Origin of the sequence: Bradyrhizobium sacchari, assembly GCF_002068095.1 — a bacterium.
In the GTDB taxonomy this organism is placed as follows: Bacteria; Pseudomonadota; Alphaproteobacteria; order Rhizobiales; family Xanthobacteraceae; genus Bradyrhizobium; species Bradyrhizobium sacchari.
Window position 1 is genome coordinate 66,790 of the sequence record NZ_LWIG01000009.1, and the last position, 12,173, is coordinate 78,962.

Below are 12,173 nucleotides of genomic sequence, written 5' to 3' on the forward strand. Positions count from 1 at the left end.
CCCCACCCGCCGGCCCCACCGTCCATTTGTCTGCGAGGCGCCGGGCATAGATGTCGGGATCGGCGGCCTCGCTTTCGGCGAGCGTCAGCCCTTCCCATTTGCCATATCCGATCTCGCGTAGGCGGTCGTCGAGGGCATAGTCGGCCACCGGCAGCTCGAGCTTGCCGCGCGCGAGCTCCATGGTCTGGCGCGCCCGGCCAAGCGGGCTCGACACGTAAGGCAGGGCGGCCTTGTCGCGCCCGTCACGCCTGAACAGATCGGCCAGAACGAGGCCGGCCTGCACGGCCTGACCTCGGCCGCGCGCATTCAGCGGAATGTCCCTGGTGCCCTGGAGCCTGCCGAGCGCATTCCACTCGGTCTCGCCGTGGCGGAGATAATAGATCGTGGGCACGGGCATTCCAGATTAAGGCTAGTCCTTACCACCCAGCGAAATGTCCGGCGCGTCCGGCCGCTTCATGCCGAGCACATGATAGCCGGAATCGACATGGTGCACCTCACCGGTGACGCCGCGCGAGAGGTCGGAGAGGAAATACAGCGCGCTGCCGCCGACGTCTTCGGTGGAGACGTTGCGCCGCATCGGTGCGTTGGTCTCATTCCACTTCAGGATATAGCGGAAGTCGCCGATGCCGGACGCCGCCAGCGTCTTGATCGGCCCCGCCGAGATCGCGTTGACGCGGATATTCTTCTCGCCGAGGTCGGCGGCGAGATAGCGCACGCTGGCTTCCAGCGCCGCCTTGGCGACGCCCATCACGTTGTAATGCGGCATCCACTTCTCGGCGCCGTAATAAGAAAGCGTGATCAGCGAGCCGCCGTCGGTCATCAGCTTCTCGGCGCGCTGCGCCACCGCAGTGAACGAATAGCAGGAGATCAGCATCGACTTGGAAAAATTCTCCTGCGTGGTGTCGACGTAGCGGCCGTCGAGCTGCTCCCCATAGGCGATCGCGTGCACGAGAAAGTCGATCTTGCCCCACTTCTCCTTCAGCACCGCGAAGGCCGCGTCGATGGTCGCAGCGTCCGTGACGTCGCAATGGCCGAGCACGAGGCCGCCGATCTCGGCGGCGAGCGGCTCGACGCGCTTCTTCAGCGCATCGCCCTGATAGGTGAAGGCGAGCTCGGCGCCGGCAGCGTGGCACGCCTTGGCAATGCCCCAGGCGATCGAGCGGTTGTTGGCAACGCCGAGGATCACCCCGCGCTTGCCCTGCATCAGACCTGAATTCTGCGCCATTTTTGAACGTCCCGTCGAGCTCTCGTTGAGGTCTGGAGGTACACCAGCCCTCCTCTGCGGTACAGCCCTAATACGCGGCGTTAACGCTGTTTCGAGCGCCGGAATAGCCGTTCCATTCGGGTGTTATGATGATTGAGGCGCTCGCGCCGAACGCTAGGGACGTCAAGACGGCAATGAGTGCGTTTCGCCAGAGTGTGGAAGCCATGATCCCGGCGTTGCGCCGCTACGCCCGCGCGCTGACGCGCGATGCGGATGCGGCCGACGATCTGGTGCAGGACACCCTGGTGCGTGCGCTCCGTTCGGAGCGACTGTTTCTCGGAGGCGACGTCAGGAGCTGGCTCTATACGATCCTGACCAACCTCAACAAGAACCGGCGGCGCTCGCTGGCAAGGCGGCCGCAATTCATGCAGCTGACGGAGAACAATCCGGATGCCAGCGGGACCGAAGCGGAGGGACGCGACATCGAGAAGGCGCTGGCAACGCTGGTCGAGGAGCAGCGCTCGGTGCTGCTGCTGGTGATGCTGGAGGGCATGAGCTACCGCGAGGTCGCCGACATCCAGGGCGTGCCGATCGGCACCGTGATGTCTCGCCTGGCGAGGGCGAGAGCCCACGTGAAAGCTTCGCTGGAGGGCGAGCGGCCGGCGCTCAGGCGGGTGAAATGATGGCAGGATTGATGCATCGCGGAGTGTCCACCCGCCGCCGGAAGGCGAGCTGCGCGAAGTTGAGCCACGAACGATTTTTTGGGCCGCAGAGCCAGAGACGACCGATATGAACGACCGCAATATTCCCATCACCGAGGACGAGCTCCACGCCTATGTCGACGGCGAGCTGCCGGCCGAGCGCCGCGCCGACGTCGAGGACTGGCTCGCCGCCCACCCTGACGATGCCGAGCGGGTACAGTCCTGGCGCGCCATGGCCGAGATGCTGCACGCCCGCTACGATTCCATCGCCCAGGAGCCCGTGCCGGCACGGCTCGAGCTGGAGCGGCTGGAGCGCCGTCCCCGGCAGTGGCTCTATGGTGCCGCCGCGGCCGCGCTGGTGGCCTTCGTCGCCGGCGGCACCGCCGGCTGGGTGGCGCATGGCGCCGCCAACGCGCCCTCGACCTTCCAGAGCTTCACGGCCGACGCACTCGATGCCCACCGCCTCTATGTGGTCGAGGTCCGCCATCCCGTCGAAGTCGGCGGCAACGAGCGCGATCACCTCCAGGCCTGGCTGACCAGGCGCTGCGGCTGGACCGTGTTCGCGCCGAACCTGGAGGCGAGCGGGCTGAAGCTGGTCGGCGGCCGGCTCCTGCCCGGGCCGAACGGTCCGGCGTCATTCCTGATGTATGAGGGCGCCTCGGGCGAGCGGTACACGATCTACACCGCCAAGACCGAGAATGGTGCGACGCAAATGCGCTACGCCAAGACGGACAAGGACGGCGCGCTGTTCTGGGCCGAACGTGGTGTCGGCTACGTTGTCAGCGGCGGCGGCGACCGTGAGCGGCTGACCAAAGTGGCGCAGGCCGTGTACGACCAGGCAGAGAAAAACGGCACCTGATCGACCCGCCATAGCCCAAGCTTGGCTTGGGCGTCCTTCAAACGGCGCGGTGCCTCGATTCCGTCATTGAAAATTTCGATTCAAGACATCGGCGCGTCTCATTATCGCACCGGGTGTTCACGCGATTATGAGTAGCGTTCGATCCGCCGATCGACGCGGGCGGCCTCGATTGGGGTTTTTGGTACCGCGCTGGTCCCCCTCTCGAGGCCGCACCTTTTTATCGGCTGCCCCGCCGGACAGCCGACACGTCAACCACATGAAGCGCTACAACGCCTCAGGCATATGATGAGCATCATCATCTCCTGGACGATGCTTTCGACCTTTAGGAAATCCCCTTAGTTCGATCGCGCCCTAAAGCGCGATGGCCCGCGCTTTAGCTCCTTGTCTGCGCATGATCCTTCCGGAAAACCGCTACGCACTTTGCGCTAGCGCGCCCTCCAGGTCCGGATCATGCTTTAGCCAAGCCCGCTACGTGGATTGTAGGGGTGTTGGTCCCGCCACTTCTCCATCAATGCTTCAAGCTCGGCGTCGTTCCCGTCCGGTAGCATAATCCTGATGGTGACGAAGAGATCCCCGGTTCCACCGGATTTCGGCAACCCCTTACCTTTGAGACGGAAGGTCCGGCCGCTCGAGGTGTTCTTGGGGACCGAAAGCTCCACGGCATTGCCGAGGGTGGGCACGCGGACCTTGGCCCCGAGCACCGCCTCGTAGAGCGTGACCGGCAGGTCGATCCTGAGGTCGGCGCCCTCGACCTTGAAGAACGGATGTGGCGCAATGCTGATGGTGATGAGGAGATCGCCGGGCGGATGGCCCTGGGCGCTCTCGCCCTGCCCTCGCAGCCGGATCTGCTGACCCTCGGTGACGCCGGCCGGAATCTTGACGTTGAGCTCCTTGCCCGTCGGCAGCCGCACACGCTTCTCGCCACCCTTGACCGCCTCTTCCAGCGAGACGGACATGGCGACGTTGACGTCGAGATCGAGCCCGACCCCGCCCGTGTCGAATTCGAACTGGGCGCCGCCGCCCGACCCGGGCCGCGCGCCGCGCATCCCGCCGCCGAACATGCTGTTCAGAATGTCCTCGAAAGCACCACCGCCCGGGCCGCCGGCGCCGCCACTCCGGAACGTATAGCTCTCGAAGCCACCGGGACCCGCGCCCGCGCGGCCGCGCGGCCCGCCGCCGCCCGGAAAGCCCTGGAAGCGCGGCTTGCCCTCGGCGTCGATCTCGCCGCGGTCGAACTGCTTGCGCTTGTCCTCATCGCCGATGATCTCGTTCGCCGAATTGATCTCGGAGAAGCGCTCGGCAGCCTTCGGGTCGCCCTTGTTGCTGTCGGGATGATGCTTCTTGGCAAGCTTGCGATAGGCGCTCTTGATCGCGGCAGCGCTGGCGCTCCGCGGCACCCCCAAGACCTCATAGGGGTCGCGCATCCGTCACGTCTCCTTCAAGAAATCGAATTGTTCAAAGGGCTCCCCGCCCCACCTGCGATCCATGTGGGGTGAGAGTGGCATTTTTGCAACTAGGACTGCCGGCCGAATCCTAGCTCCGCCACGGCTTTAGCGTATGAATCTCCCAACGGCCACGACTGCTTTGGCAGCCGGCGCCCTGGAGCCAGCTTTCCGTGCTGCCGTTGACGTAGCTTGCCAGAAAATCACGGCACCTGCGGCCGTCCTCGGCGGCATAGGACTGCGCGATCGGCGTCACCGAGCCCCGCGCCCCTGTCTCCGGGTTCTCCCAGTGCTGGCTGGAATCCTTGTCGCCCTTGCTCAGCACGTCCGAGGCGGCATTGCGGGCGAAGGCGAGGTCGGTTTCTGTCGGCGCGGTGTCCTTCGCCGGACGCGCGATCGAGCCGGTGAGGTCGCTGTCGTCCGCCTTGGCATAGGCATTCTTGTCACCACGCGAGAAGCTGCAGCCGCCGGCGCCGAGCCCGATCAGAATGATCGTCATGACAAGGCCGGACGGCCGGATCGCCGATAGGCCAACGCGTCCCCATGTCCTATATAGGGCGGTAGCGGACAACAACGCGTTTTGGGCCGCGGGACGCAACTCGGACTCCAGACATGACCGACACGACCTCGATGAAACACCAGACACCCTTAACATCCGGTGATTTCACCGCCGCCGACGAGCCTTTTGCGCTGTTCGAGGCCTGGCTGAACGAGGCAATCAAGAGCGAACCGAACGATCCGAACGCCATGGCACTGGCAACCGTCGATCCGGACGGGCTGCCCGACGTGCGCATGGTGCTGATGAAAGGTTTCGATACCGAGGGTTTCGTCTTCTACAGTCACATCGCGAGCCAGAAAGGCCGCGAACTTGCCGCAAATCCTAAGGCGGCTTTACTTTTTCACTGGAAGTCGCTGCGCCGTCAGGTCCGCATCCGCGGCAACGTGACGCCCGTGACCGACGCTGAAGCCGACGCCTATTTCGCGACGCGACCGAAGCAGGCGCAGATCGGTGCCTGGGCGAGCAAGCAGTCCGAAGCGCTGGAGAGCCGCTTCGCCTTCGAGCAGGCCATCGCCAAGGTCGCGGCCAGATATGTCATCGGCGAGGTCCCGCGGCCTCCGGGCTGGAGCGGCTGGCGCATCGCGCCGGTGCGCATCGAGTTCTGGCACGACCGCCCATTCCGTCTGCACGACCGTATCGAATTTCGTCGTGACGCCGCCGGCCAGCCATGGTCCAAGACGCGGATGTATCCTTGAGCCCGATCCTGAGCCTCGTCTTGAGCTTCGAGCCGACCTGAAAGATGTCCATGCCGCATTCGTCCAACCTGCCGCGTCGTACGCTGCTCCTGACTGGAGCCAGCCGCGGCATTGGCCATGCCACCGTGATCCGCTTCTCCTCGGCGGGCTGGCGCGTCATCACCTGCTCGCGGCATGCCTTTCCGGAGGATTGCCCATGGGACGCAGGCCCTGAGGACCACATCCAGGTCGACCTCGGCGATCCCGAGGACACCGCGCGCGCGATCACCGAGATCCGCCGCCGGCTCGAAGGCGGCACGCTGCACGCGCTGGTCAACAACGCAGCGATCTCGCCAAAGGGCCCCGGCGGCTCGCGGCTCGGCTCGGTCGACACCGATCTCGACACCTGGACGCATGTCTTCCACGTCAACTTCTTCGCACCGATCATGATCGCGCGCGGACTAATCGAGGAGTTGAAGGCGGCCAAGGGGTCGGTCGTGAACGTCACCTCGATCGCGGGCTCGCGCGTGCATCCGTTCGCGGGCGCCGCCTATGCCACGTCCAAGGCCGCGCTCGCGGCGCTGACGCGCGAGATGGCCTCCGACTTCGGCCGTGTCGGCGTGCGCGTCAACGCGATCGCGCCGGGCGAGATCGACACGTCGATCCTGTCGCCGGGCACCGAGAAGATCGTCGACCAGCAGATCCCGATGCACCGGCTCGGCACGCCTGACGAGGTCGCCAAGATCATCTACGTGCTGTGCACGGACACCTCTTCGTACGTCAACGGCGCCGAAATCCACATCAACGGCGGCCAGCACGTTTAGGCCATCCTCTATCCTTCGTCATTGCGGGCGCAGCGAAGCAATCCAGACTGCCTCCGTTGAGACGGTCTGGATTGCTTCGTCGCTTCGCTCCTTGCAATGACGAATTGGAAATACTGACTAGAAAAGCAAGGCGATCCAGACAACGCCGCCGCAAGACCTGGATCGCCCGCCCTTCCTTCCGTTCCTCAATCGAGTCGAATCCGACGAGACCTCTCGCGTGGCCGCGGAGCGGCCGTGCTGAACGCAGTCGAGCAGTCGTCGTCGTTCTCGCCGTCGAGCAGCGGAGCACCACAGTGCCGGCACAGCCGTGCCGACATCGACGACGCCTTGCCGCTCGTCATCGCCTGACGATAGTTCGCCAGATTGATGACGTTGCGGGGCGACGTTATGTGTTTTTCAACCATGGCTTTTCCTCGCGGCTACGCACTACTTATCGCAGACAAGTTTCGCGCAAACGTTCAGCCCACCGCTCAAATTTTACTGGAGGAATTGGGGCGGAGCGCACAGATCACCGCTACGCCGCAATCCCGCTCTATTCTGCGACACGATGCGCCGTGTCTGTGCGAACGGCGTAAGGTCTCGGTAGCTATTTTCTGAGAGCGGGAGCGATCAGAGCCACTTCTTGAACTTGAAGATCCAGTACGGAACGATCGCGGCGATCAGCATCATCACCAGCGCCATCGGATAGCCGTGCGCCCATTCGAGTTCCGGCATCGCCTTGAAGTTCATGCCGTAGATCGAGGCGATCAGCGTCGGCGGCATCAGGACAACGGCCATGACCGAAAACAGCTTGATGATGTTGTTCTGCTCGAGATTGACGACCCCGAGCATGGCGTCGAGCACGAAGGTGATCTTGTTGGAGAGATAGGAGGCGTGGTCGGTCAGCGAGGCGACGTCGCGCTGCATGGTCTTGAGCTGCTCGCGCATGTCCTTCGACCATTTCACCCCCTCGACCACCGCCGACAGGAAGGTGACGACGCGGCCGATCGAGACCAGGCTCTCGCGAACCTTCGAGGTCAAATCGCCCTTGCGGCCGATCGAGATCAGGATCTGGGAATATTGCTTGGCGTGACCATGGCGTTCGCTCTCGGGCTCGAAGATGTCGTGGCTGACCTGGTCGATCTCGGCGCCGCAGCGCTCCAGAATATCGGCGCAGCGGTCGATCACGGCGTCCAGGAGTTCCATCAGCACCATCTCGCCGGTGACGGACGGCGTGCAGGAGCGGGCGAGCTTGGCCTCGACCAGCGCAAACGGCTTCGGCAGGTCGTAGCGCACCGTCACCAGGCGATGGTCGCCGAGGATGAAGGTCACCGCCGTGGTCCGGGGCATGTCGGTATCGGAGTGGCACATCAGCGTCGCGGTCATGTAGCGCGCGCCGTTCTCGATATAGAGACGGCTCGAGATCTCGATCTCCTGCATGTCTTCCCGGGTCGGGATGGCGATGCCCGCCAGCCGCTCCACGGCCTTGTCCTCGGCGGCTGAGGGGTTGACGAGGTCGATCCAGACCGCGTTCTCCGGCAGGGCCGTGAGATCCTCGATGACCGCCTTCTTGAGGGAGGACTCGGAGGGAACAAACACCGAAAACATGAACAACTCCAGAGAACCTGCGACAGAATGACAGCCCTTAGCGCGATTCTGACAGGTTCACGATGACAACAACATTAACGGGGAGATTAACGGAGCGTTCTCATTTGTGGCGCCGACATGGTCCAACTGTGGCGCGGAATCGACAGCTTGGGCTTTCCTTGCCCAAAAACCCCCACAGCGCCGCTAAACTTGCGGCAGAAAAGCCACAGCTTGGGTCTCGCAGCGCGGGATAAGGCCTTCAGCGCTGGAATTGTGGCAGATTTCAACGATAATGGGATTAACGGAGTCGAGGAACTTGGGCGCTAAGCTCAGGCCTTCCGCACGGTATTGTTTTGATTGGAACCAAACCATGTCGTCGCTGAAAGTTAAGTTGGGAATTTTGGCCGCGGGCCTGATGCTGTCGGGCTGCATGCAGGCGACGCATTTCGAGGCGACCGACACCAAGGCCTTCAAGCCGAAGGACAAGGAACTCCTTGCCAAGGTTCGGTATGAGAATACCCCGGTCGCGGAGCCGTTCCGCCGCGCCATCGTCGAGTATCACCGCAAGGAGTCGCCGGGCTCGATCGTGGTCGATTCCGACAATCACTACCTCTATTACGTGCTCGATGGCGGCAAGGCGATCCGTTACGGCATCACCGTCGGCGAAGAGGCCATGGCCTGGTCGGGCATCGCCAAGGTTGGCAGCATGACCGAGTGGCCGGCTTGGCACCCGACGCCCGGTGAGATTTCCCGCCTGGGCGTGCCGACCTATGTCGCGCCGGGTCCGGACAATCCGATGGGCTCCCGCGCGATGTATCTCTACTCGGGCGGCAAGGACACGCTGTTCCGCATCCACGGCACCAACCAGCCGGAATATATCGGCGCCTCGATCTCGTCGGGCTGCATCCGCCTGACCAACGAGGACGCAATCGACCTCTACAACCGGGTCAAGGTCGGCACCATCGTCGTGGTGCTCGAGCCCAAGCACGGCGACTCGCCCTACAATTCGCGACTGGCGCTCGGCGGCAGCCAGACCGGCCAGGCGGGCAGCTACTGATAGCCTTCAGCCTTTGAATATCCAAAAGCGCCGGTCTTACCGGCGCTTTTTTGTTGCCGGCTTGTGCGGCTGAGCCTTCTTTTCGGGTGTCGCCTTGTCCTCAGGCGGAGCGGATTTCTCCGCCGCCCCGTCGTCAGTCCCTTCCTTTGCCTCGGGCTTGGCCGCGACCTCGCGCGGCGGCGCCTCCTCGGGGCGCTCCGCCGGCAAGAGCGGTGCGACCTGCGGCAGGGGATCCCACACGTTCCACTGGCAGATCCGGTAGTCGTTGCGCCGCTGCGCGAGATCAAGATGGATATGGTCCTCATGGTACCAGTCCGAGCCCGGACCGAGCACGGTGGAGAAGCGCGTACACACCGAATGCAGCACGCGCTCGCGCACATCGCGCGACGTGGTGCGGTCGGTGAGGCCGATCGACTGCCCGTTGGCGAGCTTGATGGCGCGGACGTCGAGGGCGTTAGCCTTGCCATGCTCGGACAGCATCGCACCAGCGATGCGGTTGCGGCCACGGCACTCGAAGCTGTCGAAATTGTCGAGATCGCTGATGGTGGAGCCGAGGCTTGCGGCCAGCGGCACCATGTCCTTGCGCACCCAGTCGGCGATCGCGGAGGCCATGGTGCAGCGGAGGATCGCCGCCGGCTTCACCATCACCTTGCGCTTGTCCGGCAGCACGATGGCCTCCAGCCGCACCAGATCCTCGCCGCCGCAGGCGCCGGGACCCCGGATATCCGGGATGGACGGCGCGATCGCGATCTCCTCGGTCAGTGCGAGCCGGCAGGCCGAGGGCTGCTTCGCGGCCGCCGGCGCAGCCTCGGCGGGCTTGGTGTCACCCGGCTTGTCCGGGGAAGGCTTGTCCTCCGCCTCCGGCGTGGTCTCGTCGGATGCCTTGGGAGCCTCTTCGGGGCGCGGTCTCGGGAGCGGTATCCTGGCGGGATGAGCCGCCGCACGCGGCCGCGGTGCACCAAGGCCAAAGATATCGAGCGGCGCAACATATTTTCGCGCCTCTGCGCGCTCCGTCGGCACAAGCGACAGCCCCAGCGCGACGGTAACCATTGCCGCGCCGGCGGACATATAGCCGCGACAAGACCATTTGCGGCGAGAGTCCGGCAGGCTAAAATTCATGACAATTCTTTGGCCCAACGCTGAGAGCAAAAACGCGCCCAGCGACTTCTCGGAGGAACGTCGGAATGCTTGGTTTGATGCAAGACTGGCCCCTGCTCTGCCACCGGATCATCGAACACGCCGCCAGGATTCATGGCAAGCAGGAGGTGGTCACGCGATCGGTCGAAGGACCGATCCATCGCACCAACTATGCCGAGATCCACAAGCGAGCGCTCAAGGTCTCCCAGATGCTGGAGCGTGACGGCATCAAGCTCGGCGACCGCGTCGCCACGATCGCCTGGAACACCTGGCGCCATCTGGAGGTGTGGTACGGCATCATGGGGATCGGTGCCATCTGCCATACCGTCAATCCCCGTCTTTTCCCCGAGCAGATCGCCTGGATCATCAATCATGCGCAGGACCGCATCGTGATGACCGACATCACCTTCGTTCCGATCCTGGAGAAGATCGCCGACAAGCTGCCGAGCGTGGAGCGCTACGTCGTGCTCACCGACAAGGCGCATATGCCGCAGACCACGCTGAAGAATGCGGTGGCCTACGAGGACTGGATTGCGCAGGCCGACGGCAAATTCAAATGGAAGGACTTTGACGAGAACACGGCGGCCGCGATGTGCTACACCTCGGGCACCACGGGCGACCCGAAGGGTGTGCTGTACTCGCATCGCTCCAACGTGCTGCATGCGCTGATGGCCAACAACGTCGATGCGCTCGGCACCAGCGCCTCTGAGACGATGCTGCCGGTGGTTCCACTATTCCACGCCAACAGCTGGGGCATCGCCTTCTCCGCTCCCTCGCAGGGCACCAAGCTGGTCATGCCCGGCGCCAAGCTCGATGGCGCCTCGGTCTATGAGCTGCTCTCGACCGAAAAGGTGACCCACACCGCCGGCGTGCCCACGGTGTGGCTGATGCTGCTCCAGCATATGTCTGCGAACAATCTGAAGCTGCCGGACCTGAAGATGGTGATCTGCGGCGGCTCGGCGATGCCGCGCTCGATGATCAAGGCCTTCCTCGACATGGGCGCGAACGTGCGCCACGCCTGGGGCATGACCGAGATGAGCCCGATCGGCAGCGTCGCCGCCCTGAAGCCGCCGTTCACCGATGCCACCGGCGACGCACGGCTCGACGTGCTGCAGATGCAGGGCTACGCGCCCTTCGCCGTGCAGATGAAGATCACCGACGATGCCGGCAAGGAGCTGCCCTGGGACGGCAAGACCTTCGGCCGCCTCAAGGTCTCCGGCCCCGCGGTTGCCAAGGCCTATTACCGCGTCGACGCCAACATCCTCGACGAGGAAGGCTTCTTCGACACCGGCGACGTCTCGACCATCGACGAGGACGGCTACATGCGGATCACCGACCGCTCCAAGGACGTCATCAAGTCGGGTGGCGAGTGGATCTCCTCGATCGACCTCGAAAACCTCGCGGTCGGCCATCCGGCCGTGGCGGAAGCCGCCGTGATCGGCGTGTTCCACCCCAAATGGGACGAGAGGCCGCTCCTGATCGTGCAGCTCAAGCAGGGTCAGCAGGCCAGCCGCGAGGACATCCTGAAATACATGGACGGCAAGATCGCCAAATGGTGGATGCCCGATGACGTCGCCTTCGTCGACGGCATCCCGCACACCGCAACGGGCAAGATCCTGAAGACGGCACTCCGCGACCAGTTCAAGGATTACCGCTTCCCGAACGCGGCGGCGTAGTGTCAATTCCGGGGCGATGCCAACGGCATCGAACCGGAATCTCGGGATTCTCAGGTGCGCCGCAAGGGCGCACCTGAGTTCGCCCGCCGGGCGCCCCGGAATGACGGCAATGATGACCCGGAACCCTTGAATTTGCCCCCGGGCCGTGGTCTCAACGGCCCATCGTCGCGCCAAATCGGCCGGCACCGCCTTCCAAGACCCCCGGCAGAGCTCACCCGATGGCCCGCAGGTTTTCCGCTCCCTACCAGACGGAGCCCGTGTCCAGCCTCGCCAGCTGGGCCCGCAATCTCGCTGTGTTCGCGGTGGTGGCGGTCGTGGTGTCGATCATCGTCGTCCGTTTCGGCTTCCTGGAGCCGAAGCCGGCGCTGGTCACCTTCTTCGGGGGCCTGGCGATCGCAGGGCTCTCGATCCTGTTCGGGCTCGCGGGCTTCGCCGCGATCTGGCAGAACGGCTCGCGCGGAATGGCGCGCATCC

The 12,173-nt window shown here is 64.2% G+C and carries 13 protein-coding genes and 1 pseudogene; 7 read left to right on the forward strand and 7 right to left on the reverse strand.

Going from position 1 to position 12,173, the window contains the following annotated elements:
• Both A5906_RS12925 and fabI read right to left on the reverse strand, forming a co-directional pair.
• Window positions 1-397, reverse strand: a 397-nt coding sequence (locus tag A5906_RS12925) for a histidine phosphatase family protein (protein WP_245326712.1), incomplete at its 3' end; no start/stop codon positions are given.
• 12 nt (window positions 398-409) lie between these two features.
• Window positions 410-1,225 carry an enoyl-ACP reductase FabI gene (gene fabI, locus A5906_RS12930; protein ID WP_080135587.1) on the reverse strand — a complete coding sequence of 272 codons (816 nt, stop codon included), beginning with the start codon at window positions 1,223-1,225 and terminating at the stop codon, window positions 410-412.
• A 173-nt stretch (window positions 1,226-1,398) separates the two neighbouring features.
• Here fabI and A5906_RS12935 point away from each other — a divergent pair, with 173 nt between their 5' ends.
• Both A5906_RS12935 and A5906_RS12940 read left to right on the forward strand, forming a co-directional pair.
• A complete protein-coding gene (locus tag A5906_RS12935) occupies window positions 1,399-1,887 on the forward strand; it encodes a sigma-70 family RNA polymerase sigma factor (protein WP_011085414.1) in 489 nt (162 codons plus the stop codon).
• 106 nt (window positions 1,888-1,993) lie between these two features.
• Complete coding sequence (locus A5906_RS12940; protein WP_080135588.1) at window positions 1,994-2,764, forward strand: anti-sigma factor family protein; 771 nt, start codon at window positions 1,994-1,996, stop codon at window positions 2,762-2,764.
• Window positions 2,765-3,219: 455 nt separating this feature from the next.
• On the opposite strand, the gene A5906_RS12945 is transcribed toward A5906_RS12940, so the two are convergent.
• Entirely contained in the window at window positions 3,220-4,188 is a 969-nt protein-coding gene (locus A5906_RS12945; RefSeq protein WP_080135589.1) for a DnaJ C-terminal domain-containing protein, read from the reverse strand.
• 109 nt (window positions 4,189-4,297) lie between these two features.
• Window positions 4,298-4,705 (reverse strand): RT0821/Lpp0805 family surface protein, encoded by a 408-nt coding sequence (locus tag A5906_RS12950; RefSeq protein ID WP_080135590.1) that lies wholly within the window; start codon window positions 4,703-4,705, stop codon window positions 4,298-4,300.
• Between the two features lie 113 nt (window positions 4,706-4,818).
• Here A5906_RS12950 and pdxH point away from each other — a divergent pair, with 113 nt between their 5' ends.
• Complete coding sequence (gene pdxH, locus A5906_RS12955; protein ID WP_080135591.1) at window positions 4,819-5,460, forward strand: pyridoxamine 5'-phosphate oxidase; 642 nt, start codon at window positions 4,819-4,821, stop codon at window positions 5,458-5,460.
• A 50-nt stretch (window positions 5,461-5,510) separates the two neighbouring features.
• Entirely contained in the window at window positions 5,511-6,263 is a 753-nt protein-coding gene (locus A5906_RS12960) for an SDR family NAD(P)-dependent oxidoreductase (RefSeq protein ID WP_080135709.1), read from the forward strand.
• A 185-nt stretch (window positions 6,264-6,448) separates the two neighbouring features.
• Here the strand turns inward: A5906_RS12960 and A5906_RS12965 are convergent, their stop codons facing one another.
• Together A5906_RS12965 and A5906_RS12970 are read right to left on the reverse strand one after the other, a co-directional pair.
• Window positions 6,449-6,667 (reverse strand): hypothetical protein, encoded by a 219-nt coding sequence (locus tag A5906_RS12965; RefSeq protein ID WP_080135592.1) that lies wholly within the window; start codon window positions 6,665-6,667, stop codon window positions 6,449-6,451.
• Window positions 6,668-6,872: 205 nt separating this feature from the next.
• Window positions 6,873-7,850 carry a magnesium transporter CorA family protein gene (locus A5906_RS12970; RefSeq protein ID WP_080135593.1) on the reverse strand — a complete coding sequence of 326 codons (978 nt, stop codon included), beginning with the start codon at window positions 7,848-7,850 and terminating at the stop codon, window positions 6,873-6,875.
• 349 nt (window positions 7,851-8,199) lie between these two features.
• On the opposite strand from A5906_RS12970, the gene A5906_RS12975 reads away from it, so the two are divergent.
• Window positions 8,200-8,886, forward strand: a complete 687-nt coding sequence (locus A5906_RS12975; RefSeq protein ID WP_080135594.1) for a L,D-transpeptidase — start codon at window positions 8,200-8,202, stop codon at window positions 8,884-8,886.
• 36 nt (window positions 8,887-8,922) lie between these two features.
• On the opposite strand, the gene A5906_RS12980 is transcribed toward A5906_RS12975, so the two are convergent.
• Entirely contained in the window at window positions 8,923-10,005 is a 1,083-nt protein-coding gene (locus A5906_RS12980; RefSeq protein ID WP_080135595.1) for an extensin family protein, read from the reverse strand.
• A gap of 65 nt (window positions 10,006-10,070) precedes the next feature.
• Between A5906_RS12980 and A5906_RS12985 the strand changes: the two genes are divergently transcribed.
• A complete protein-coding gene (locus A5906_RS12985) occupies window positions 10,071-11,699 on the forward strand; it encodes a fatty-acid--CoA ligase (protein WP_080135596.1) in 1,629 nt (542 codons plus the stop codon).
• A gap of 218 nt (window positions 11,700-11,917) precedes the next feature.
• A pseudogene (locus tag A5906_RS12990) lies at window positions 11,918-12,173 on the forward strand (DUF1499 domain-containing protein); the annotation flags it as partial.

Excerpts from the sequence above, each read along its gene's own strand:
- A5906_RS12975 (WP_080135594.1), top strand. The coding sequence starts at position 8,200 with ATGTCGTCGCTGAAAGTTAAGTTGGGAATTTTGGCCGCGGGCCTGATG.
- A5906_RS12945 (WP_080135589.1), bottom strand. The coding sequence starts at position 4,188 with ATGCGCGACCCCTATGAGGTCTTGGGGGTGCCGCGGAGCGCCAGCGCT.
- A5906_RS12965 (WP_080135592.1), bottom strand. The coding sequence starts at position 6,667 with ATGGTTGAAAAACACATAACGTCGCCCCGCAACGTCATCAATCTGGCG.
- A5906_RS12950 (WP_080135590.1), bottom strand. The coding sequence starts at position 4,705 with ATGACGATCATTCTGATCGGGCTCGGCGCCGGCGGCTGCAGCTTCTCG.
- A5906_RS12970 (WP_080135593.1), bottom strand. The coding sequence starts at position 7,850 with ATGTTTTCGGTGTTTGTTCCCTCCGAGTCCTCCCTCAAGAAGGCGGTC.
- A5906_RS12985 (WP_080135596.1), top strand. The coding sequence starts at position 10,071 with ATGCTTGGTTTGATGCAAGACTGGCCCCTGCTCTGCCACCGGATCATC.
- A5906_RS12980 (WP_080135595.1), bottom strand. The coding sequence starts at position 10,005 with ATGAATTTTAGCCTGCCGGACTCTCGCCGCAAATGGTCTTGTCGCGGC.
- A5906_RS12940 (WP_080135588.1), top strand. The coding sequence starts at position 1,994 with ATGAACGACCGCAATATTCCCATCACCGAGGACGAGCTCCACGCCTAT.
- A5906_RS12960 (WP_080135709.1), top strand. The coding sequence starts at position 5,511 with ATGCCGCATTCGTCCAACCTGCCGCGTCGTACGCTGCTCCTGACTGGA.
- fabI (WP_080135587.1), bottom strand. The coding sequence starts at position 1,225 with ATGGCGCAGAATTCAGGTCTGATGCAGGGCAAGCGCGGGGTGATCCTC.
- pdxH (WP_080135591.1), top strand. The coding sequence starts at position 4,819 with ATGACCGACACGACCTCGATGAAACACCAGACACCCTTAACATCCGGT.
- A5906_RS12935 (WP_011085414.1), top strand. The coding sequence starts at position 1,399 with ATGAGTGCGTTTCGCCAGAGTGTGGAAGCCATGATCCCGGCGTTGCGC.